Origin of the sequence: Sphingobium sp. 15-1 (assembly GCF_013375535.1) — a bacterium.
Taxonomy (GTDB): Bacteria; Pseudomonadota; Alphaproteobacteria; order Sphingomonadales; family Sphingomonadaceae; genus Sphingobium; species Sphingobium aromaticivastans.
The window spans coordinates 422,819-442,200 of the sequence record NZ_JABXJG010000001.1 but is presented as its reverse complement, the minus strand read 5'-3'; the positions used below and the strand labels follow the sequence as shown (position 1 = coordinate 442,200).

Sequence of the window (19,382 nt, the reverse complement as noted above, 5' to 3'; positions counted from 1 at the left end):
GCAGCCCGAGCGGTTCCGCCATGTTGATCTGGATCAGACCATATTTTCCGGCCGCACCAGACGGTCGAAGGTGGCTTCATCGACCAGCCCCAATGCCAGGCCCGCCTCCTTCAGCGTCAGCCCTTCGGCATGGGCATGCTTGGCGATCTTCGCGGCATTGTCATAGCCGATTTCGGGCGCCAGCGCCGTCACCAGCATCAGCGAGCGATCGACCAGTTCGGCTATCCGCCTTTCATTCGCCTCCAGCCCTTCGACGCAGCGTTCGGCAAAACTGTCCATGCCCACGCTCAGCAGATGAATCGAGCGCAGCACCGCCGCGCCGATCAAAGGCTTGAAGACATTCAGCTCCAGATGCCCCTGCAGGCCGCCGACCGTCACCGCCTGATGATTGCCGATGACCTGGGCGGCGACCATGGTCAGCATCTCGCACTGGGTCGGATTGACCTTGCCGGGCATGATCGAACTGCCCGGCTCATTGGCGGGCAGGTCCAGTTCGGCAAGGCCCGAACGCGGCCCGCTGCCCAGCAGGCGGATGTCGTTGGCGATCTTGGTCAGCGCCACCGCCAGCGTCGCCAGCGTCGAGGACAGATGCACCAGCGGATCGTTGGACGCGAGCGCCTCGAACTTGTTGTCGGCGGTTCGGAAGGGCAATCCGGTCAGCGCCGCGATCTCCTTCGCCACCGCCGCGTCGAAGCCCTTGGGCGCATTGAGGCCGGTGCCGACAGCCGTGCCGCCCTGCGCCAGCGCCATCATGCCGTGCATGGTCGCGGGTTCTATCCGCTTGCGGCTCCGGTAAAGCTGATGCGCGTAGCCGGAAAATTCCTGGCCAAGCGTCAGCGGCGTCGCATCCTGCAAATGGGTGCGGCCGATCTTCACGATGCCTGCCCAGGCCTTGGCCTTGGCGTCGAGCGCGGCATGCAGCCGGTCCAGCGCGGGGAATAGCTGCGCCGTCACGGCCCGCGCCGCCGCGATGTGCAGCGCCGTCGGGAAACTGTCGTTGGACGACTGCCCCATATTCACATGATCGTTGGGATGGACCGGGTTTTTGCCGCCGCGCTTGCCTGTCAAAGCCTCGTTGGCGATGCCCGCGATCACCTCATTCACGTTCATGTTGGACTGGGTACCGCTGCCGGTCTGCCAGATCACAAGAGGGAATTGATCGTCATGGCGGCCCGCAATCACTTCGGCAGCGGCTGCCTCGACCGCATCGGCCAGCCCCGAGTCGAGGCCATGGCCGCGATTCACTCGCGCCGCCGCCTGCTTCACGATCGCCAGGGCATGGACGATGCCGATCGGCATCCGTTCATCGGCGCCGAAGGGGAAATTTTCGATGCTACGCTGGGTCTGCGCGCCCCAATAGGCGCTGGCAGGCACTTGGATGGCGCCGATGCTGTCTGTTTCGGTACGGGTCTCGCTCAACTCTGGCACTCCCGGAAATTAACGGAGTGCCGCCAATCTGGGGAAGCCGCCTCCCCGATTCCAGAGCTTATTTCTTCTTGCCGAAATCCACCGTGACGACATTGGAGCCGTCTTCGGTCGTGACCTGCGGCGCGTCATTTTCCGCCTCTTCATGCGGTTCGGGCGCGATGTCGGCCTGCGCCTGGAACTGAAGGGCGAAATTCACCGCCGGATCGACGAAGGCGGTGATCGCGGCAAAGGGAATATGCAGATGCGCCGCCACCTGATTGAAGGTCAGGCTGACCCCAAAGGCGTCTTCGCTGACCTTCAGATCCCAGAATTTATTCTGGAGGACGATGGTCATCTCATCCGGGAAGCGCTCGACCAGATGGCGCGGAATATCGACTCCGGACGCCTGAGTCTTGAAGGTGATGTAGAAGTGATGCGCGCCGGGCAGCCCGCCGGACCGCTCGATTTCCCCCAATACGCGGCCAACCACGGCGCGCAGGGCCTCCTGCACGATTTCGTCATAGGGAATCAGGCTGTCGGGCAGGTCTTCGCTCATGCGCCAATGTCCTAACGGCGCGGCGGCGCGGGTCAAGAGCGTGCCATAGATTGCCGGGCACATTGCAACAGCCGCACAGTTCGCTATAGGGCGCAGCCATGCGCACGGCCGACATTCACCGCAACACTGCGGAAACGCAGATCGACGTGACCGTCAATCTCGACGGCACCGGCATCTACACCGTTTCGACGGGCATTGGCTTTTTCGATCATATGATCGAGCAACTGTCCCGCCACTCGCTGATCGACATGGATGTGAAGACGGTCGGTGACCTGCATGTCGACCAGCACCACACGACCGAGGATACCGCCATCGCCATTGGCGAAGCCGTGGCCAAGGCGCTGGGCGACAAGCGCGGCATTTCCCGTTACGGCAGCGTCTATTCCCCGATGGACGAGACGCTGACCCGCGTGTCGCTGGACATTTCCGGCCGTCCCTGGCTGGTGTTCAAGGCGCCCTTCACCGTGCAGCGCATCGGGGAATGGGACACCGAGATGGTGGAGCATTTCTTCCACAGCTTCGCCCAGGCTGCGGGGATTACGCTGCACATCGAAAATCTCTACGGCAGCAACAACCATCATATCGTCGAAAGCTGCTTCAAGGGGCTCGCCCGCGCGCTGCGGCAGGCGGTGGAGATCGATCCGCGCAAGGCCGACGCCATTCCGTCGACCAAGGGGATATTGTGACGACGCTTGCCCTCATCGATTACGGCGCGGGCAACCTTCATTCGGTGCATAACGCCCTGCGCAAAGCGGGCGCGACGGACGCCATCATCACCGCAGACGCCGATGTCGTGGCGAAGGCGGATCGGATCGTCCTGCCCGGCGTCGGCGCGTTCCGGGCCTGCCGCGACGCGCTGGTCGCGATCCCCGGCATGGTCGAGGCGATGAATGAGGCCGTGCACCAGCGCGGCGTGCCCTTTCTGGGCGTATGCGTGGGCATGCAGTTGCTGGCGGACGCCGGGGAGGAATTCGGGCGGCATGAGGGGCTTGGCTGGATAGGCGGCACGGTGCGCCTGATCGAACCGCACGATCCGGCGATCAAGGTGCCGCATATGGGCTGGAACGACGTGACCCTGCGCGGCCATCCGCCCCTGCTGGAAACGGGCGAGGCCTATTTCCTGCACAGCTATCATTTCGACGTGGCGCAGGACGATCATATCGCCGCCGTCACCGATCATGGCGGCCCGCTGGTCGCCGCAGTGGCGCGCGACACCATCATCGGCTGCCAGTTTCACCCGGAAAAGAGCCAGAGCTATGGCCTTTCCTTCCTTTCCCGCTTTCTGGAATGGCGTCCATGAGCCTCATCGTTTTTCCCGCCATCGACCTCAAGGGCGGCCAGGTCGTCCGTCTGGCCGAAGGCGACATGAACCGCGCCACCGTCTATGGCGACAATCCGGCGGCGCAGGCGCTGCTCTTTGCCGAGGCGGGCGCGCAGCATCTGCATGTCGTCGATCTGGACGGCAGCTTCGCGGGCCATGCGGTCAATGCCGAGGCGGTCGAGGCGATCGTCGCGGCCTTCCCCGGCCATGTGCAATTGGGCGGCGGCATCCGCAACCGTGAAGCCGTCGAACGCTGGTTCGACCTGGGCGTATCGCGCATCGTGATCGGCACGGCGGCGCTGAAGGACCCTGATTTCGTCAAGGCTGCGGCACGCGACTTTCCCGGCGGCATCGTTGTGGCGGTCGATGCCCGCGACGGCTTCGTCGCGACCGACGGCTGGGCCGAGAAGTCGGACATGCCGGTGGTCGAACTCGCCCGCCGGTTCGAGGATGCGGGCGTCGCCAGCCTGCTCTTCACCGATGTGGGCCGCGACGGGCTGCTCAAGGGCTGCAATATCGACGCGACCGTCGATCTGGCGCGGGCAACAGACATTCCGGTGATCGCCAGCGGCGGGGTCGCGGGGATCGCGGATATTAGAATACTCAGCCTGCATGCCGATGAAGGGATCGAAGGCGTGATCACGGGCCGCGCCCTCTATGACGGTCGGCTGGATCTGAAGGCAGCGCTGGCCGTGGCGCGGGCTGCGGCCTAGGAGAACAGCCATGACGGTCCGCACCCGCGTCATCCCCTGTCTGGACGTCGCCAATGGGCGCGTCGTCAAGGGCGTGAACTTCGTCGACCTGCGCGATGCCGGCGATCCGGTCGAGCAGGCCAAGATCTACGACGCGGCGGGTGCGGATGAGCTGTGCTTCCTCGACATCACCGCGACGCATGAGGCGCGCGGGACGATCCTGGACGTGGTGCGGCGCACCGCCGAGGTCTGTTTCATGCCGGTGACGGTCGGCGGCGGCGTGCGCAGTCCGGAGGATGCGCGGGCGCTGCTGCTCGCGGGCGCGGACAAGGTGGCGGTGAACAGCGCGGCGGTCGTCCGCCCCGAAGTGGTGGCGGACATTGCCGACCGCTTCGGCAGCCAATGCGTCGTCGGTTCCGTCGACGCCCGGCGCGTGGAGGCGAATCGCTGGGAAATCTTCACCCATGGCGGGCGCAAGCCGACGGGCATCGATGCGCTGGAGCATGCGATCCGGCTGGCGGAACTGGGCGCGGGCGAATTGCTGGTCACGTCCATGGACGGGGACGGCACCAAAGCAGGCTATGATCTCGCGCTGACCCGCGCCATTGCCGATGCGGTATCCGTCCCGGTGATCGCCAGCGGCGGCGTCGGGACGCTGGATCATCTGGTCGAAGGCGTGATCGAGGGTCATGCCAGCGCCGTGCTGGCGGCATCGATATTTCACTTCGGTCAACACAGCATTGCTGAAGCGCATCAGGCGCTGGCGGCTGCGGGCGTGCCTGTCCGGGCGGGCTGATTAGCCGTTTCCGGGCAAAAGCGTCGGTTGCCTTGACATTAACCAAAAATCGGCAGTGATCGTTAACCATAACCCGCCTGCCAGGCCTGCATTCCGCAGATCTGGCACAGGCCCTGCACTTCTTCTCTTCACCGGTCTCAACCAACAAAGGGGTGAAGGAAATGAATGTGAACAAGCTGTTTCTGGCCGCGGGCCTGGCGGCCCTGATGGGCCTTGCCGCTCCGGCGCAGGCGACATGGTGCTGGGGCAAGAAGTGCGGTGGCTCCAGCAGCTCGGGCGGTTCGTCCTCCGGCGGCGCGCCCACGCCGGTGCCCGAACCGGAGCAGATGGCCCTGTTCGGCCTGGGCGCGGCGGCTTTGGGCGCGCGGGTTTTCGTCGCCCGGCGCAAGCGGAAGTAAGTTTTCATTTGACGGGTCGCGCGCGCAGCGCTTGATGGCGCCATGCGCGCGACCCTTTTCGACCTTGAACAGACCATTCGTCAGCGGCGACAAGCCGATCCCAGCCAATCCTATGTGGCCAAGCTGACCGCCAGGGGGCGCGCCAAGATCGCGCAGAAGGTCGGTGAGGAAGCGGTGGAAACGGTGATCGCCGCCATGGCCTCCGACCGGCAAGGCGCGATCGGGGAAAGCGCGGACCTGCTGTTCCACCTGCTGGTGCTGCTGGCCGATCTCGACATCGACCTGGACGATGTACTGGACGAACTCGACCGGCGCGAGGGCGTGTCGGGCATCGCGGAAAAGGCTGCGCGCAAGCCGGATTAAGCCCTTTTCCGGAAAGATATTGCCGCCCCGGCGTTTGTCCGTCAGCCTCTCCATCCATCGAGAGGACAGGAGGGCATATGTTCAAGACCCTGTTGGGCGGCCTGATCGGCGGCGTGGCGATGTATCTGGTCGGCTTCATCTTCTGGGGAACGCCGCTGAGCGCCCTTGCCTTCCACCGGGCCGAAGCCGGAGCCGGCAGCAATTTGCAGGCCGCCATGGCGCAGGCGCTGACGCCGTCGGGAACCGGCGTTTACGTCATTCCCGATCCGGCCACCGCCGAAGGCACGGTGCTTTACGGCAAGGGGCCGGTCGCGATGGTCTTCTACAATAGCGGCGGCTTTCCAGTGACGGATGCGAGCGCGCTGATCGGCGGCCTGATCCTGGCGCTGGTGGTCGGCGTGCTGATCGCACTGATGCTGCGATTCGTGAGCGGCGATCTGGGCGGACGGGTGCGGGTGACGATCCTGTTCGCGCTCAGCGCCGTGCTGTGGCTGCATGTCGGGCAGGCCGTGTTCAACCATGCGCCTTGGGGGTATGTTCTTTATCTGGCCTTTAGCGATTTCGGCGCGCTGGTTGCGGCTGGACTGGCGGCGGCGAGGATCATGGAGAGCAGGCGCACGACCGGCCCCGATGCAATGGGGGAGGCAACGCTGCATTAAGCGCGGATGGGGTGGTTGGCGGACACGGATATTCGCCCTAGGGTGCACGGTGCTCCTGCGGAGGCAGGAGCCCAGTCCCGCCCTTTGTTGACTATCGGACCGTCCGAACTGGGCTCCTGCCTGCGCAGGAGCACGGTGGTTTTAATGGCTAGAAATGACCATGATCCGCCTCTTCCGCCAGCCGGATCATGCAGTCGGCATGCCGCCGGGCGATGGCCATCCGATCCGCGCCGTAGCCCCCGCCCATGGTGCTGGCGAGCGGGATGCCCCGGCTTTTCGCAGCGCGCATCACGCTCCGGTCGCGGCGGTCCAGGCCTTCATCGCTGAGCGCGAGCCGGCCGAGACGGTCGTCCGCATGGGGATCGACTCCGGCCTGGTAGAGAATCAGACCGGGCCGGAAATCGTCCAGCACGGGCGGCAGGGCCTGCATCAGCGCATCCATATAGGCATCATCGCCTGTTCCATCCGGCAGGCCGATGTCGAGCGTCGAGTTCGCCTTGCGCACCGGGAAATTGCTCTCCGCGTGGATCGAGAGAGTGAAAATGTCCTCCCGCCCGCTCATGAGCATGGCGGTGCCATCCCCCTGATGCACGTCGAGGTCGAGAATCAATATCCGCCGCGCCTCCCCTTCCCCGATCAACCGGTTCGCGGCGATGGCAAGGTCGTTGAACACGCAATAGCCCGCCCCACTGTCGGCCAGCGCATGATGGCTGCCGCCCGCCGCATTGGCGGCATAGCCATGACGTAGAGCCAGCCGGGCCGCCAGCCAGGTGCCGCCAGGCGAGAGCATGGAGCGGAGCATCACCCGATCCGTCACCGGAAAGCCGATGCGCCGTTCCTTGTCGCGCGGCACGGTCAGCGTCGCGACCTGATCGACATAGGCGGGATCGTGGACCGCCTCTATCCACGGACGCGGCATGGGCGCGGGTTCATGCACGGTAAAGGGCGCGGCGGCCATGGTCAGCGCTTCCATCACCAGCCCATATTTGTCGAAGCGAAAGGAATTGCCCGCTGTTGCCGGAGAGACATAGGCCGGATGGTGAACGACGTGCAGCATCATCTTTTCCGCTATCTTCGAGTTTGAACGATGCGGGCTTTGCGCTATCTGGTCCAGCATGAACCGTCCCGAAATGATCCGTTTTTCCGTTTTTTGTCTGCTGGGTGCGGCCGCCGTGCCGTCCGTGGCGCAGCCCCCGGCGGCGGCGCCGACCCTGCCCGCGCCCCCATACTCTCCCCCTGCTCCTCAGGTGATCCTGCCGCCATCCATCGTGACGCCGCCCCCTGTGCCGCTGCCCCAGCCGTCCGCCGCGCAGGAACGCTGGCTCAACGACTGGCTGAAGGGCGGCACGCAGCAAGGGCTGATGGCGCGCAGCAAGGCGACCGGCGACCTGAAGGGCGACGCCCTGCTTTCGGCGGCGCTGGATCGGGCCAGGGCGCTCAGCACTGGCCGGGTCGACACGGCGGACTTCCTGGAAATCTGGGCGTTGCGCCCTGCCGCTTTCGATCCGCGTCCGGGCCTGGCCAAAGCGATCAGCGAGGACAGACTGCCGCAATGGGCGCTCAACCTGACGCCGCCCTATGCGGGCTATGACGGGCTGCGCAAGGGCCTGGCCAATTATGAGCGGATTCGCGACGCGAGCGGCTGGCCCACGCTGACGGCGCAATCCTCGCCAGACACGGTGCGGGCGCGCATCGCGATAGAGGATAAGAGCGTCACGCCCGGCGAAAAGCTGGTCGACGTGCTGCAACGGGCGCAGCGGCGCTACGGCCTCAACCCCACAGGCCTACTGGACGCCCGGACGCTCAAGGAACTGAACGTGCCGGTCGACGATCGTATAGGCGCGATCATGGCGAATATGGAGCGCTGGCGCTGGATGCCGCGCCAGTTGCCGGTCAACCGGGTGCAGGTGAACATCGCCGCCGCCGTGCTGACCGTGTTCGAGGGCGATCAGCCGGTGACGTCGATGCGCGCCGTGACCGGCGCGCCCGACAATGCGACGCCGATGCTGTCGTCCAGCATCCATTCGATCGTGGTCAATCCGCCGTGGAACGTGCCCGCCTCCATCGCCAAGCGCGAATTATGGCCCAAGGGGCGCGCCGCGCTGGTCCGCCAGGGGTACAAGATCGTCGGCACGCCGGAGACGGGCGAGCGGATCGTGCAGCCCGCCGGGCCGAACAGCGCGCTGGGGCGGCTGAAGTTCGACTTCAACAATCCCTTCGCCGTCTATCTGCACGACACGCCGTCGCGGGCGAAATTTTCGAGCTATGACCGGCTGGCGAGCCATGGCTGCATTCGCCTGGAAAAGCCGGTACCGCTGGCGGAGCTGATGGTGGCCAGCAATCCCGACCTTGCCGGGCAGATCCAGTCGCTGATCGACACCGGCAAGACCCAGCGGGTCTCGCTGCCCAAGGAAGTGGCGGTGTATCTGCTTTACTGGACCGCCTTCGCCAGCAATAACGGCACGATGAGCTTCCGTTCCGATCCCTATGGCTGGGACAAGCTGCTGGCCGCCAAGATCGAAGCGTCCAGCCGCCGCGTCGACCCGACTGCCGCGCCTGCGGCCTCCATCGCATCCAAGGACTGATCTTCATGCGCAAATACGCCCTCATCGCCCTTGCCGGGGCGCTTGCCCTCGCCGCCTGCGGGAAGAAGGAGGAAGAGGCGCCGGCGACCAACAATCTGGTCGAACCCCCGGTCGAGAATGTGATCGTCGAGGAGCCGGAAGCCCCCGCGCCTGAGCCCAGCAACAATGCCGCGCCCGCGCCTGCCCCCGCCCCGACCATTTCGGAGCAGCAGCAGATCGAGGATGACGCCGCCGCCACTGGCATGACCGCGCGCCTGAACCGCGACGGCGCGGACGAAGGCGCGAACGCCACCCAGTAGGATCGGTGCGTCCCGCCCCGAAAAGGAGGCGGGATGGCGGTTTTGCGAGCAGGAGTCCGGCGGTTGACGGGCGCGATCCCGGCGGTCCCCTTGGACCGGCGCCGCTCCTTTGCTATATTGCGATTCATGGATCGTCGTAGTTTCACCAAGCTCGCTTTGAGCGGGCTGGCTTTTTCATTCCTTGCGGACAGCGCCGGACGGGCTGCATCCTTGGGCGAAACGCCGCCGCAACCGGCTGTCCCGCCCGCCCCACGCCCCGTCTCCGCTGGGCCGCTCGCCACCCAACCCTATGCGAAATTGCTGGAGCGCGCCAAGGCCGCGCTCGACCAGCATGGCCATATGTTCGCGCTGCGGGACCGGGTGGCGCTGGCCGATTTCAACGCGCCTTCGCGGGAATTGCGCTTTCATGTGGTCGATCTGATCGGCGGGCAGGCCAGTTCCTATCTGGTCGCCCATGGCCGTGGTTCCGACCCCGGACATTCCGGTTGGCTCCAGACCTTTTCCAACGAGCCCAATTCGCTGGCGAGCTGTTCGGGGGCGTTCAAGACCGGCGAAATCTATGAAGGCCAGCATGGCCGGGCCATGCGCCTGGCTGGGCTGGACCCGCAGAACAACAATGCAGAGATGCGCGCCATCGTCGTGCATGGCGCCGATTATGTGAGCGAGGATCATATCGCGACCTGGGGCAAGATCGGCCGCAGCGAAGGCTGTTTCGCGCTGGCGCGCCATATGTTGCCGCAATTTATCGGGCTGATGGGGCCGGGCCGGCTGCTCTTTGCGGATAAGATCCTCGGCGGGGCGGCTTAAAAGCTGAACCGTGCTCCTGCGAAGGCAGGAGCCCAGATCAGAGCGCAGAACTGGGCTCCTGCCTTCGCAGGAGCACGGTTCAGTTTGAACAAGACAAATTCCCGCACCACGGAACCCCGACTATAGCTGGGATCAAGGATTGCGGGCCGCATATCCTCTACTCACGCCCGGCTCAATTCGCAAAAAGCCCGCGCCATCGCAAATTCATTCCTGCGCCGCGCCGAACGGGCCGCAGCTTCCGCATCCTCGCCCCATTGTTCGACTTCCCACGCCTCGTCGATTTCCGAGGCGGTCCAGATGGCATCGCCGTCATGCCCCCCCTCCACGACCGCAAGGCCGCAGACCAGCGATCCGGACAGCGTCACCAATGTCGACAGGCCCGCCAGGGTGAAGGGATCGAAGGCCGCCACCACCGCGCCCAACCGCTCCAGCGTCTCGGCCGGCTGCTCGACGGGAATGATGCCCTGCGTCACCCTGAAGGCGACATCATAGCGGCCCCGCGCCCAGTCCAGCAACGGGTCCCAGGCGGCGGCTTCGCGAGCGACCAGTTCCAGCGGCCCCTCCGCGCGGTAGCAAAGCAGGTCGCTTTCCGCATAACGCGCAATACCGGCAGCGAAGCTCCCGCCATCGGGCGCGATCTGGTCGATGGCGCCATTGGCGAGGCCTGTGAAGGGCATGGAGCGCGGATCGACCATATCGCCTTGGGCGCGCCATTCCCCGGCGATCGCATCGGCAAGCCGGACGTTGGGCAGAGCCAGCGGCGCGCGCGCCGGCGTGCGCACCGGGCGGCCATCGAGCCGGATTTCGAAACCGGTCTCGCCGGGAACGACCGTGACATCCTTGTAGAAGCGTTTCATGCTTGTGGCGGTTTCCTGAACAAAGCGAGCAGCAGGCGCGGCACGATCACGAATTGGAACAGGCCGACGACGACGAAGATCGCGCCCATCGCCTTGGCCTTGCTCCCCTGCACCCAATGGAAGCGCTGCATCAATATGAGGAAGCCGAACATCACCAGCAACGCGCCCGACAGGCGGAACAGGCCCAGCGCGAAGAAGCGCTGGCGGGCGACCTTTTCGGGGTCGACCGGCGGGATAGGGGGCATGTCGGTCATCCGATGATGCCGGGCGCGTGAATATGGCCGCGCAATTCCGCGCTGTCCATCGCAACGCTGTGTGCGCCGGCCGCGATCAAGTCCTGCGGCGTGTGATAGCCCCAGCCCACCCCCAGCGCCCGCGTGCCTGCGGTCAGGGCCATGTCGATGTCGAAACTGGTGTCACCGATCATCACCGTCGTCTCAGGAGCGGCGCCCGCTTCGGCCATGGCGGCGAGCAGCATGGAGGGGTGCGGCTTCGATGGATGGCGGTCGGCGGTCTGCAACGTCACGAAATGCGCATGGATGCCGTGATGGGTAAGGCAGAGCTGAAGCCCCCTGTCCGATTTGCCCGTCGCGACGCCCAGCAGCCAGCCATCGGCATCCAGTTCGCGGATGAGTTCGGCTATGCCGGGATAAAGCGGCTCCGACACCGCGTTTTCGCGGCGAAGCTGCTGGAAAGCGAGCTTGTAGCTTTCGGAGAGATGCTCGTGATAATCGGCGTCCGCCTCCGGCAGCAGCCGGGCCATGGCCAGCGGCAGCGACAGGCCGACGACCGACAGGATGGTCGCCCGGTCCGGCGCGGCCAGCCTTTCCCCCTCGAACGCGCGGATCATGGCCGTGCAGATGCTGTGCTGGCTATCCACCAGCGTGCCGTCGCAATCGAATACGGCAAGGCGATTGCTCATAGGCTTCCCGCCCGCATCAGACCGGCCATGGCGGCATCGCCCCTCGCCGCGAGCGCATCGGCCACGGCGGCGCGGGCAGCACCCGGCTTGTCCTGCCCCAGTTTCACCGTGCCCCGCATCTCGCTCACCGCCATTTCGAAGCCGATCAGGCCCGTTACCATGCGATCGAACAGGCCTTCGCTCATCTTGTCGCGGGTCCATTCCGGCTTGGGCGAGAGGCGGCGTTCCTGCTCCTGGGACAGCGCATCGATCTGGGCGACCGTGCGGTCATGGTCCAGCGGCCGCATGATACCCCGCAGTTCCGCCGACTGATAGTTCCAGGTCGGCACCTTGTCCGGCAGGCCGTACCAGTCGGGGCTGACATAGGCATGGGCGCCGGTCACCACGATCAGCGCCTGCCGCCCGTCCAGATGGCGGACGATGGGATTGGCGCGATGGAGGTGGATGCCGACATGCCCCTCATCCATCCAGATCAGCGGCAGATGGACGACATGCTGCCGCTCCGGCGCGGCCACGCAGAGGAGGCCGAAGCCGATTTCCGCGACGAATGCGCGGATGGCGGCTTCGTCCTGCCAGCGATAGGGCGCGCCCGGCGTCATTTCTTACGCGGCCCACCGCCGGAGCCGCGCGCGCGCCTTTCGCCCTTGCGGCCCTTGCGGATCTGCTTGGCATGGGCGCGGGCGGCCTTCTTCTCATCCTCGCGGGTGGGCGCGCGGGCGATCTCCTCATCCAGCGGCAGATCGCCGGCGGACAGGTCGAAACCCAGCGAGGCCAGGCTGGCGGCGAAATGTTCGGGCAGTTCGGCACGCACGTCGACCCGGCCGCCATCGGGGTGGTCGACCCTGATGCGGCGGGCGTGGAGATGCATCTTGCGGCTGATCGTGCCGCTCAGAAAGGCTTCCTTGCCGCCATATTTGCCGTCGCCCACGATAGGATGGCCGATCGCCGCCATATGGACGCGCAACTGGTGGGTGCGGCCGGTATAGGGCTGCAACTCGACCCAGGCGGCGCGGTTGCCCGCGCGCTCGATCACGCGGTAGCGCGAGCGGGAAGGAAGCCCCTCCTCCTCATCCACATGCATCTTCTCGCCGCCGGTGCCGGGCTGCTTGGCGATGGGCAGTTCGATCATGCCGTCCTCGATCGAGGGGACGCCCATGACGATGGCCCAATAGACCTTGCGCGCGGTGCGGCTGGAGAAGGCCTTGGCGAAAAAGGCGGCCGATCGGGCGGTGCGGGCGATCAGCAGCGCGCCGGACGTGTCCTTGTCGAGCCGGTGGACCAGCTTGGGCCGTTGGTCGAGTTCATATTCCAGCGCGTCGAGCAGGCCGTCGACATGATCGTCGGTCTTCGTGCCGCCCTGCGTGGCGAGGCCCGGCGGCTTGTTGATGACGATCGCTTGGGCGTCGCGGTGGATGACGAGGCTCTGGGCGAAGGCGACCTGATCGTCGGTCAGTTGCGGGCGGACCCGCTTGGGCTTGGCGGTTTCGGCGGCCTTGGGCTCGGCGGGGGGCACGCGGATGCTCTGGCCTTCCGCGACCCGGTCGCCCGGCGCGGCGCGGGCGCCGTCGACGCGCAACTGGCCGGTGCGGGCCCAGCGCGAGACGGTGTTGAAGCCGACATCGGGCAGATGCCGCTGGAACCAGCGGTCGAGCCGGATGCCGTCGTCATCCGCGCCGACGCGGAACTGCCGGACGTCCAGCGAAACGCCCTTGGCCGGGGATGGCTTGGCTGGCCGGACGGGCGGCTTCGCGGTCGCGGGCTTCGCTGCGGGCGGCTTGGGACCGGATTGGGGCGCGTCGGGCTTGCGGACGCGAGCGGCCTTGGCGGCACCTCTGGCACGCCCCTGGGGAGCGGCGCCGGGCTTGCGCGGGCCGGAGGGTTTGCCGGGAGGACGGCCCTTCATGCGACGCTCCTCATCACGGCGAGGCCACCGGCCAGCGCACCGACCGCGCCGATGACCGAAAAGGCGGCATAGGCCAGCGCCATGCCGAACTGGCCGCGTTCCATCATCAATATGGTTTCCAGGCTGAACGAGGAGAAAGTGGTGAAACCGCCCAGCACGCCCACGGCGAGCAGCAGGCGGATCGGCTCCCCGGCGCCCGTGTTGAACCGCGCCAGCCATCCAGCCAGCAAGCCCATGGCGAAACCGCCGATGATATTGGCGCCGAACGTTCCCCAAGGCCATGGAGCGCCCGGAATCATATGGCCTGCGAAACGCCCGAGCAGGTAACGCATCACCGATCCGACGGCGCCGCCTGCCATGACGAGAAAGATATTGGTCATGCCGCCCGCCCTAGAGCATTTTTGCAAGCGTTGGGAAGCGATCATTGGCATGGGGAATGAGTGATGCGCTGATGCAGCGGAGAGTGGCGGCGGTAGCTAAGGGTGGGAAGCGGACGATCTAGTGGCACCGTTTCCTAGAAACGCACCGTGCTCCTGCGAAGGCAGAAGCCCAGTCCTGCCCTGAATGGATCATCGCACCGCTGGAACTGGGCTCCTGCCTTCGCAGGAGCACGTATCGCTGAACGGCAGCGGTTGGCCAAAAGCGACGCCCCCAGCCCTACCGGCCGTTATCCGCGAGCACGTCCACGCTGGTCTTGCCGCCGGGCGCTTGCGTGAACAGCAGGAGGAAGGCGCTGCCGTCATCCTTGCGCGATCCGCCCAATATATGGTCGCCGCCCGTCAGCTTATGTTCGGCATCGAAGCCGGCGCGACGGGCCTGGGTATAGTAGAAGTCCATCACGCTCTGCCGCGGCACCGGCGTCACGAACGTGGCCGCGCGCAGCGTGCATCCGTCCTTTTCCGCTCCAGCCGCCTCGACAAGCTGCGCGCCAGGATAGACGGTGAAGGGTTCGGGCAGGCGGCTGGCCCATTGGGCGCCGTAAATTAGTTGCTCGCGGCAAAAGGCATTGCCGCCGGGCTTTTTCTGTTCGCTGGCCACGGCGGCGAGCATGGATGGCGATTCCTTCGCATCGTCCTGCGCCGGCGCGGGCGTGGCGAGCAGGCTGCCGCCAGCCAGCTTCACCGAATCGGCCAGCGCCTTGGCCGCCACCCCGCTCAGCACCGGCAGTTTGGCGGTCCGCTGCGATTGGCCGGCAAGCCTGGGATCGACCACGATCTGCCCAGCCAGCGCGTCGACCGCATTGTTGGTGAGTTGCGCGTCCAGCGCGTTCAGATCATCATCCTTCTTGCCGCACCCCGCGAGCGGCAGGGCGGCAAGCAGCGCGAGCACGCAGAAAGATCGAACAAACGCCATGGCCTCACTCCTTCGTAAACAAGGGATGAAGAGCAGAGGTTAATTTTCCGTTAGGGATTTTGGTGAATCCGGGAATTTTTGCCGAGGACGGGCCAGTTTCTGCCAAGTGGCATCGCCATCCGGCTTGCCCCTGGCGGGCGAAAGCACCATTTGAGCGGCCATGCTCAACATCCTTTCAGCGCTGATCGGTCTTTTCACCCTGATCCTGATGATCCCGGCGGTGTTTCCGCTGTTGGGCGCGCTCAACTGGCTGTTGGTGCCGGTCGCGCTGTTTGGCGCGCTGATCGGCATGTTCTCGGCCAAAAATGGCGGACGCAATTTCTGCCTGATCGTGGCGGCTTTCGGAGCGTTGCGGCTGTTTCTGGGCGGAGGCATCTTCTGACCTCCTCCCAGCCATCGGAACAGGCGGTCCGCCGCGGCTTGCTTGCGGCGGTGGCCGCTTATGGCGCCTGGGGACTTCTGCCGATCTATTTCAGGCTGCTGCATCATGTGAACCCGGTGGAGATCGTCAGCCAGCGCATCCTGTGGTCGCTGCTGTTGATCCTGACGCTGTTGCTGGCGCGGCGGGGCCTTGCGGCGCTGGGGCCGATATTCCGCGACCGGCGGCTCATTTCGTCTCTCGCCGGATCGGCCTTCATGATCGGCATGAACTGGCTGACCTATGTCTGGGCGGTGAACGCCGGACATGTGCTTGCCGCCAGCCTGGGTTATTTCCTCAATCCGCTGGTCACTGTCGGGCTCGGCGTGCTGCTGCTTCATGAAAGGCTGCGGCGCGGACAGGTGGCGGCGGTCGGGATCGCGGCGGTCGGTGTCGCCATCATGGCTGCGACCGCGCTGACCACGCTCTGGATCAGCGTGGCGCTGGCGCTGACCTTCGCCTTTTACGCGTTGATCCGGAAATTGACGCCGGTTGCGCCGATGGTGGGACTGGGGGTGGAGACCTTGCTGCTGACGCCGCCGGCCATGGCCTATCTGTTCTGGCTGTCGGCGCATGGCGGCATCAGCTTCGGCCAGGATATGCCGACCACCATCCTGCTGATCACCGCCGGCGCGGTAACGACAGTGCCGCTGGTGCTGTTCGCGACCGCTGCCCACAGGCTGCCGATGACGACGCTCGGCCTGCTGCAATATCTGGCGCCGACGCTGCAATTTCTGTGCGGCGTCCTGCTTTTCGGGGAAAAGCTGACGACGGGGCAGATGGTGAGCTTCGCGCTGATCTGGCTGAGCCTGATCCTATTCGCGACGGACAGCCTGACCGCTGCCCGCCGCAATCGCCTGGCGACGGCTTAAAGTACTGGAACTGTCGAAACTGGGCTCCTGCCTTCGCAGGAGCACGTTGCGCTGCAATTTGAACCCGACCAACTTTAGGCGAATTCGGTTGCTTCGAACCGGACAGCCTCACCCACGGCCTGGTTGGCGAGCGCATCCTCCCACATCACGCGATGGCCGCGGATGATGGTACCGACAGCCTTGCCGGTCAATTCCATGCCCTCAAAGGGCGACCAGTTGCAGCGCGAGGCCAGCCAGTCGCCACCGACGGTCCAGCGCTTCTTAAGGTCGACCACGGTGAAGTCGGCGTCATAGCCAAGCGCGATGCGGCCCTTGCCCACCAGGCCGAAGACGCGCTGCGGGCCCGAGGAGGTCAGTTCGATGAAACGACGCAACGACAGCCGCCCTTCCGCGACATGGTTGAGCAGCAGCGGCACCAGCGTCTGAACGCCGGGCATGCCGCTGGGCGACGCGGGATAGGGTTTCGCCTTTTCCTCGATCGTATGGGGGGCGTGATCGCTGCCCAGCACGTCGGGCACGCCCTGATTCAGCCAGTGCCACAGCCCGTCGCGATGCGCTCCGGACCGGATCGGCGGGTTCATCTGCGCATAGGTGCCAAGGCGCGGATAGGCATCCTCCGCCGCCAGGGTCAGATGCTGGGGCGTGACTTCGCAGGTCGCGATGTCTTTGTGCCGGGCGATATATTCCAGCTCGGCGGGGGTCGTCACATGCAATATGTGGATGCGGCGGCGGGCCTTGCGGGCGAGGTCGATGATGCGCTTGGTCGCGATCATCGCGCTTTCATCATCGCGCCAGACGGGGTGGGAGGACGGGTCGCCCTCCACGCGATGATCCTTGCGGGCGTTCATCCGCGCCTCATCCTCGGCATGGATGGCGACGCGGCGGGTGCCGCTGGCAAGGACGCGGGACAGGGCGTCGTCATCGTCCACCAGCAGGCTGCCGGTCGAAGCGCCCATGAAGATCTTGACGCCGGACGTGCCGGGAATCCGCTCCAGCTCCTTCAACTGCTCGGCATTGTCGGCGGTGGCGCCGACATAGAAGGCATGGTCGCACCACATGCGGTGATAGGCGCGCTTCAGCTTGTCGTGCACACGGTCGGCGGTGTCGGTGTTGGGGTTGGTGTTCGGCATCTCGAACACGGCGGTGATGCCGCCCAGCACCGCGGCGCGGCTGCCCGACTCCAGATCCTCCTTATGCTCCAGCCCCGGTTCGCGGAAATGGACCTGGCTGTCGATGCAGCCGGGCAGCACGTCCAGGCCGGTGCAATCGATCACCTCTCCGGCGTCGCCCAGGGACGTGCCGATCGCCACGATCCTGCCGCCGCTGACGCCCACATCCACGCTTTCCGCGCCGCCGGGAGTGTGGACGGTGCCGTTCTTGAGAAGAAGGTCGAAGGTCATGTCGGTGTCGCCTGCTTTGGGGTGGGCTTGGATATGGTTGCCGAGTGTCCTACCTAAAGCCGATGACCGGCACCACCCTAACCGACCGCGCGCTCCTCAGAATTTCGGGCGAGGAGGCGAAAATTTTCCTGCAAGGCCTGCTGACCCGCGACGTGCCGGGGCTGAAGCCGGGCGAGCCGCGCTGGACGGCGCTGCTGACGCCGCAGGGCAAGGCGCTGTTCGACTTCATCCTGTGGGCGGATGGCGACGATGTGCTGATCGATTGCGAGGCGGCGCAGATCGGCGCACTGGCGAAGCGGCTGACCATCTACCGGCTGCGGCGCAAGGTCGCGATCGCGCGGGAAGAGGCGCTGGCGGTGCATTGGTCGCTGGAGGCTCCGGATAAACCCTTCGATCCCCGCCTGCCCGCATTGGGGCACCGCTGGGTCGCGCCGCCGGACGAGGGCGACGCTTCGGCGGCATTCCGGGCGCACCGGCTGTCGCTGGGCGTGTTCGAAGGGGCCGGCGAACTGGGGCAGGACCAGATTTTATGGCTCGAAACCAATGCCGCGGAACTGGGCGGCGTCGATTATGACAAGGGCTGCTATGTCGGGCAGGAAAACACCGCCCGCATGCATTATCGCAACAAGGTGAACCGGCGCCTGGTAGCGGTGCCGCTCGCTGAGGCCGATGAGAAGCGCCAGAAGGCGGCGCTGCCCGACCTTGGCCTGTCGATCGAATTGCGGCGGGTCGAGGACATTGATCCTGCCGCCCTGCCCGGCTGGCTTTCCGGCGCGATGGCGGAGCGGGCCGCCGAATGAAGCGCGCCCTGTTTGCGCTGCTGGGCGCATGGCTGCTGATCGCTCCGGCGCAGGCGGAGACGCGGTGGAAGCTCGCCCGAAGCTATCCGCATGATCCGGCCGCCTTTACCGAAGGACTCTTCTATCATGACGGGGCTTTGTATGAGAGCACCGGGCTGGAGGGCGAATCCGAAATCCGCAAGGTCGATCTCAAGAACGGCAAGGTGCTAAGCCGTCGGATCGTGCCTCGCCCCTATTTCGGTGAGGGGATCGTCAACTGGAAGGACCGCCTGATCAGCCTGACCTGGCGGCATCGGCAGGGCTTCGTCTGGAAACTGAATGATTTTTCGCCCATTTCCCAATTCCGCTACGAGGGCGAAGGCTGGGGACTGACGCAGGACGGGCGCAGCCTCATCATGAGCGACGGCACCGCCCAATTGCGGTTTCTGGACCCTGACAAGCTGACCGAAGAGCGCCGGATCACGGTGACGTGGAATGGCCGTCCTGTGGACCGGCTGAACGAGCTGGAATATGTGAAGGGCGAGATCTGGGCCAATATCTGGTACGACAGCCATATTGCGCGGATCGATCCCCGCACTGGAGCGGTCATCGACTGGCTCGACATCGCGCCGCTTCTGAAAACCAGCGGCGCCCAAGATAGCGAGGCGGTAGCGAACGGCATCGCCTATGACGCTAAGGCCGACCGGCTGTTCGTGACCGGCAAGAATTGGGCCAAGTTGTTCGAGATAAAGATTGTGAAGTGAGGATGTGGGGTGGCGTTTTGGTCGCCCTCGGCCCCGGCTGAAAGCGGGAAATGGGGAATTGCTCCCGTTAAGCGCACCCGTGCTCCTTCGTAGGCAGGAGCCCAGTTCAGAGGATGCGATAATCCACCGACGGCAGGACTGGGCTCCTGCGTACGCAGGAGCACGGTGCGCTTCAAGGCACGATACGCTTCAAGAAAGCAAGCAGTCCGCTCCCCCTCCATGGTTGTCGCA

The 19,382-nt window shown here is 65.5% G+C and carries 25 protein-coding genes; 14 read left to right on the top strand and 11 right to left on the bottom strand.

Going from position 1 to position 19,382, the window contains the following annotated elements; all coding sequences use genetic code 11:
* Positions 1-33 precede the first annotated feature (33 nt).
* Together fumC and HUK72_RS02040 are read right to left on the bottom strand one after the other, a co-directional pair.
* The gene (gene fumC / locus HUK72_RS02045) at positions 34-1,419 is read right to left on the bottom strand and encodes a class II fumarate hydratase (RefSeq protein WP_176595310.1); all 1,386 of its coding nucleotides are present in this window, start codon (positions 1,417-1,419) and stop codon (positions 34-36) included.
* A 67-nt stretch (positions 1,420-1,486) separates the two neighbouring features.
* Positions 1,487-1,963, bottom strand: a complete 477-nt coding sequence (locus HUK72_RS02040; protein ID WP_176595309.1) for an SspB family protein — start codon at positions 1,961-1,963, stop codon at positions 1,487-1,489.
* Between the two features lie 98 nt (positions 1,964-2,061).
* On the opposite strand from HUK72_RS02040, the gene hisB reads away from it, so the two are divergent.
* The 7 genes from hisB to HUK72_RS02005 all read left to right on the top strand — a co-directional run bounded on the left by hisB (position 2,062) and on the right by HUK72_RS02005 (position 6,192).
* The gene (gene hisB / locus HUK72_RS02035) at positions 2,062-2,649 is read left to right on the top strand and encodes an imidazoleglycerol-phosphate dehydratase HisB (protein ID WP_066556006.1); all 588 of its coding nucleotides are present in this window, start codon (positions 2,062-2,064) and stop codon (positions 2,647-2,649) included.
* On the top strand, positions 2,646-3,263 hold the full coding sequence (gene hisH / locus HUK72_RS02030) for an imidazole glycerol phosphate synthase subunit HisH (RefSeq protein WP_176595308.1): 618 nt from the start codon (positions 2,646-2,648) through the stop codon (positions 3,261-3,263). Before hisB ends, hisH begins: the two co-directional genes overlap by 4 nt.
* Positions 3,260-3,997: a 1-(5-phosphoribosyl)-5-[(5-phosphoribosylamino)methylideneamino]imidazole-4-carboxamide isomerase gene (hisA, locus tag HUK72_RS02025; RefSeq protein WP_176595307.1), complete on the top strand. Its 738-nt coding sequence runs from the start codon at positions 3,260-3,262 to the stop codon at positions 3,995-3,997. Before hisH ends, hisA begins: the two co-directional genes overlap by 4 nt.
* A 10-nt stretch (positions 3,998-4,007) precedes the next feature.
* Positions 4,008-4,772 (top strand): imidazole glycerol phosphate synthase subunit HisF, encoded by a 765-nt coding sequence (gene hisF, locus HUK72_RS02020; protein WP_176595306.1) that lies wholly within the window; start codon positions 4,008-4,010, stop codon positions 4,770-4,772.
* Positions 4,773-4,933: 161 nt separating this feature from the next.
* Positions 4,934-5,170, top strand: coding sequence for a PEP-CTERM sorting domain-containing protein (locus HUK72_RS02015; protein WP_176595305.1), 237 nt, complete (start codon positions 4,934-4,936; stop codon positions 5,168-5,170).
* Between the two features lie 42 nt (positions 5,171-5,212).
* Complete coding sequence (locus tag HUK72_RS02010; RefSeq protein ID WP_176595304.1) at positions 5,213-5,533, top strand: phosphoribosyl-ATP diphosphatase; 321 nt, start codon at positions 5,213-5,215, stop codon at positions 5,531-5,533.
* Positions 5,534-5,610: 77 nt separating this feature from the next.
* Positions 5,611-6,192, top strand: coding sequence for a hypothetical protein (locus HUK72_RS02005; protein WP_176595303.1), 582 nt, complete (start codon positions 5,611-5,613; stop codon positions 6,190-6,192).
* A 148-nt stretch (positions 6,193-6,340) separates the two neighbouring features.
* On the opposite strand, the gene HUK72_RS02000 is transcribed toward HUK72_RS02005, so the two are convergent.
* Positions 6,341-7,249: a histone deacetylase gene (locus tag HUK72_RS02000; protein ID WP_176597698.1), complete on the bottom strand. Its 909-nt coding sequence runs from the start codon at positions 7,247-7,249 to the stop codon at positions 6,341-6,343.
* A gap of 58 nt (positions 7,250-7,307) precedes the next feature.
* On the opposite strand from HUK72_RS02000, the gene HUK72_RS01995 reads away from it, so the two are divergent.
* The 3 genes from HUK72_RS01995 to HUK72_RS01985 all read left to right on the top strand — a co-directional run bounded on the left by HUK72_RS01995 (position 7,308) and on the right by HUK72_RS01985 (position 9,883).
* Positions 7,308-8,777 carry a L,D-transpeptidase family protein gene (locus HUK72_RS01995; RefSeq protein WP_255325585.1) on the top strand — a complete coding sequence of 490 codons (1,470 nt, stop codon included), beginning with the start codon at positions 7,308-7,310 and terminating at the stop codon, positions 8,775-8,777.
* A gap of 5 nt (positions 8,778-8,782) precedes the next feature.
* Positions 8,783-9,076, top strand: coding sequence for a hypothetical protein (locus HUK72_RS01990; RefSeq protein ID WP_176595301.1), 294 nt, complete (start codon positions 8,783-8,785; stop codon positions 9,074-9,076).
* Between the two features lie 126 nt (positions 9,077-9,202).
* Complete coding sequence (locus tag HUK72_RS01985; protein WP_176595300.1) at positions 9,203-9,883, top strand: murein L,D-transpeptidase catalytic domain family protein; 681 nt, start codon at positions 9,203-9,205, stop codon at positions 9,881-9,883.
* A gap of 161 nt (positions 9,884-10,044) precedes the next feature.
* On the opposite strand, the gene HUK72_RS01980 is transcribed toward HUK72_RS01985, so the two are convergent.
* From HUK72_RS01980 to HUK72_RS01950, 7 genes are all read right to left on the bottom strand, one after another.
* A complete protein-coding gene (locus HUK72_RS01980) occupies positions 10,045-10,740 on the bottom strand; it encodes an ATP12 family chaperone protein (RefSeq protein WP_176595299.1) in 696 nt (231 codons plus the stop codon).
* Complete coding sequence (locus HUK72_RS01975) at positions 10,737-10,994, bottom strand: hypothetical protein (protein WP_176595298.1); 258 nt, start codon at positions 10,992-10,994, stop codon at positions 10,737-10,739. The genes HUK72_RS01980 and HUK72_RS01975 overlap by 4 nt, the downstream gene beginning before the upstream one ends.
* Positions 10,991-11,662 carry an HAD-IA family hydrolase gene (locus tag HUK72_RS01970; RefSeq protein ID WP_176595297.1) on the bottom strand — a complete coding sequence of 224 codons (672 nt, stop codon included), beginning with the start codon at positions 11,660-11,662 and terminating at the stop codon, positions 10,991-10,993. The genes HUK72_RS01975 and HUK72_RS01970 overlap by 4 nt, the downstream gene beginning before the upstream one ends.
* A complete protein-coding gene (locus HUK72_RS01965) occupies positions 11,659-12,261 on the bottom strand; it encodes an FMN-binding negative transcriptional regulator (RefSeq protein WP_176595296.1) in 603 nt (200 codons plus the stop codon). Before HUK72_RS01965 ends, HUK72_RS01970 begins: the two co-directional genes overlap by 4 nt.
* Entirely contained in the window at positions 12,258-13,565 is a 1,308-nt protein-coding gene (locus tag HUK72_RS01960) for an RluA family pseudouridine synthase (RefSeq protein ID WP_176595295.1), read from the bottom strand. The genes HUK72_RS01965 and HUK72_RS01960 overlap by 4 nt, the downstream gene beginning before the upstream one ends.
* Entirely contained in the window at positions 13,562-13,945 is a 384-nt protein-coding gene (crcB, locus tag HUK72_RS01955) for a fluoride efflux transporter CrcB (RefSeq protein ID WP_176595294.1), read from the bottom strand. Before crcB ends, HUK72_RS01960 begins: the two co-directional genes overlap by 4 nt.
* A 277-nt stretch (positions 13,946-14,222) precedes the next feature.
* Positions 14,223-14,918, bottom strand: a complete 696-nt coding sequence (locus HUK72_RS01950) for a hypothetical protein (RefSeq protein ID WP_176595293.1) — start codon at positions 14,916-14,918, stop codon at positions 14,223-14,225.
* 160 nt (positions 14,919-15,078) lie between these two features.
* On the opposite strand from HUK72_RS01950, the gene HUK72_RS01945 reads away from it, so the two are divergent.
* Both HUK72_RS01945 and rarD read left to right on the top strand, forming a co-directional pair.
* A complete protein-coding gene (locus HUK72_RS01945) occupies positions 15,079-15,300 on the top strand; it encodes a hypothetical protein (protein ID WP_176597697.1) in 222 nt (73 codons plus the stop codon).
* A 38-nt stretch (positions 15,301-15,338) separates the two neighbouring features.
* Positions 15,339-16,208, top strand: a complete 870-nt coding sequence (gene rarD / locus HUK72_RS01940) for an EamA family transporter RarD (RefSeq protein WP_255325584.1) — start codon at positions 15,339-15,341, stop codon at positions 16,206-16,208.
* Between the two features lie 74 nt (positions 16,209-16,282).
* Here rarD and HUK72_RS01935 read toward each other — a convergent pair whose 3' ends face one another.
* Entirely contained in the window at positions 16,283-17,608 is a 1,326-nt protein-coding gene (locus HUK72_RS01935) for a dihydroorotase (protein WP_176595292.1), read from the bottom strand.
* A 62-nt stretch (positions 17,609-17,670) separates the two neighbouring features.
* On the opposite strand from HUK72_RS01935, the gene HUK72_RS01930 reads away from it, so the two are divergent.
* Positions 17,671-18,408 (top strand): folate-binding protein YgfZ, encoded by a 738-nt coding sequence (locus HUK72_RS01930; protein WP_176597695.1) that lies wholly within the window; start codon positions 17,671-17,673, stop codon positions 18,406-18,408.
* Positions 18,405-19,151, top strand: coding sequence for a glutaminyl-peptide cyclotransferase (locus HUK72_RS01925; protein WP_176595291.1), 747 nt, complete (start codon positions 18,405-18,407; stop codon positions 19,149-19,151). Before HUK72_RS01930 ends, HUK72_RS01925 begins: the two co-directional genes overlap by 4 nt.
* Positions 19,152-19,382 lie beyond the last annotated feature (231 nt).

What these genes read in the sequence shown, in the direction of transcription:
- HUK72_RS01990 (WP_176595301.1), top strand. Translation starts at nt 8,783, where the DNA reads ATGCGCAAATACGCCCTCATCGCCCTTGCCGGGGCGCTTGCCCTCGCC.
- HUK72_RS02040 (WP_176595309.1), bottom strand. Translation starts at nt 1,963, where the DNA reads ATGAGCGAAGACCTGCCCGACAGCCTGATTCCCTATGACGAAATCGTG.
- HUK72_RS02000 (WP_176597698.1), bottom strand. Translation starts at nt 7,249, where the DNA reads ATGCTGCACGTCGTTCACCATCCGGCCTATGTCTCTCCGGCAACAGCG.
- HUK72_RS01985 (WP_176595300.1), top strand. Translation starts at nt 9,203, where the DNA reads ATGGATCGTCGTAGTTTCACCAAGCTCGCTTTGAGCGGGCTGGCTTTT.
- HUK72_RS01930 (WP_176597695.1), top strand. Translation starts at nt 17,671, where the DNA reads ATGACCGGCACCACCCTAACCGACCGCGCGCTCCTCAGAATTTCGGGC.
- HUK72_RS01935 (WP_176595292.1), bottom strand. Translation starts at nt 17,608, where the DNA reads ATGACCTTCGACCTTCTTCTCAAGAACGGCACCGTCCACACTCCCGGC.
- hisB (WP_066556006.1), top strand. Translation starts at nt 2,062, where the DNA reads ATGCGCACGGCCGACATTCACCGCAACACTGCGGAAACGCAGATCGAC.
- hisF (WP_176595306.1), top strand. Translation starts at nt 4,008, where the DNA reads ATGACGGTCCGCACCCGCGTCATCCCCTGTCTGGACGTCGCCAATGGG.
- HUK72_RS02005 (WP_176595303.1), top strand. Translation starts at nt 5,611, where the DNA reads ATGTTCAAGACCCTGTTGGGCGGCCTGATCGGCGGCGTGGCGATGTAT.
- HUK72_RS01945 (WP_176597697.1), top strand. Translation starts at nt 15,079, where the DNA reads ATGCTCAACATCCTTTCAGCGCTGATCGGTCTTTTCACCCTGATCCTG.
- hisA (WP_176595307.1), top strand. Translation starts at nt 3,260, where the DNA reads ATGAGCCTCATCGTTTTTCCCGCCATCGACCTCAAGGGCGGCCAGGTC.
- HUK72_RS02015 (WP_176595305.1), top strand. Translation starts at nt 4,934, where the DNA reads ATGAATGTGAACAAGCTGTTTCTGGCCGCGGGCCTGGCGGCCCTGATG.
- HUK72_RS01975 (WP_176595298.1), bottom strand. Translation starts at nt 10,994, where the DNA reads ATGACCGACATGCCCCCTATCCCGCCGGTCGACCCCGAAAAGGTCGCC.
- HUK72_RS01925 (WP_176595291.1), top strand. Translation starts at nt 18,405, where the DNA reads ATGAAGCGCGCCCTGTTTGCGCTGCTGGGCGCATGGCTGCTGATCGCT.
- HUK72_RS01965 (WP_176595296.1), bottom strand. Translation starts at nt 12,261, where the DNA reads ATGACGCCGGGCGCGCCCTATCGCTGGCAGGACGAAGCCGCCATCCGC.
- HUK72_RS01960 (WP_176595295.1), bottom strand. Translation starts at nt 13,565, where the DNA reads ATGAAGGGCCGTCCTCCCGGCAAACCCTCCGGCCCGCGCAAGCCCGGC.
- HUK72_RS01980 (WP_176595299.1), bottom strand. Translation starts at nt 10,740, where the DNA reads ATGAAACGCTTCTACAAGGATGTCACGGTCGTTCCCGGCGAGACCGGT.
- HUK72_RS01950 (WP_176595293.1), bottom strand. Translation starts at nt 14,918, where the DNA reads ATGGCGTTTGTTCGATCTTTCTGCGTGCTCGCGCTGCTTGCCGCCCTG.
- HUK72_RS01995 (WP_255325585.1), top strand. Translation starts at nt 7,308, where the DNA reads ATGAACCGTCCCGAAATGATCCGTTTTTCCGTTTTTTGTCTGCTGGGT.
- HUK72_RS01970 (WP_176595297.1), bottom strand. Translation starts at nt 11,662, where the DNA reads ATGAGCAATCGCCTTGCCGTATTCGATTGCGACGGCACGCTGGTGGAT.
- crcB (WP_176595294.1), bottom strand. Translation starts at nt 13,945, where the DNA reads ATGACCAATATCTTTCTCGTCATGGCAGGCGGCGCCGTCGGATCGGTG.
- HUK72_RS02010 (WP_176595304.1), top strand. Translation starts at nt 5,213, where the DNA reads ATGCGCGCGACCCTTTTCGACCTTGAACAGACCATTCGTCAGCGGCGA.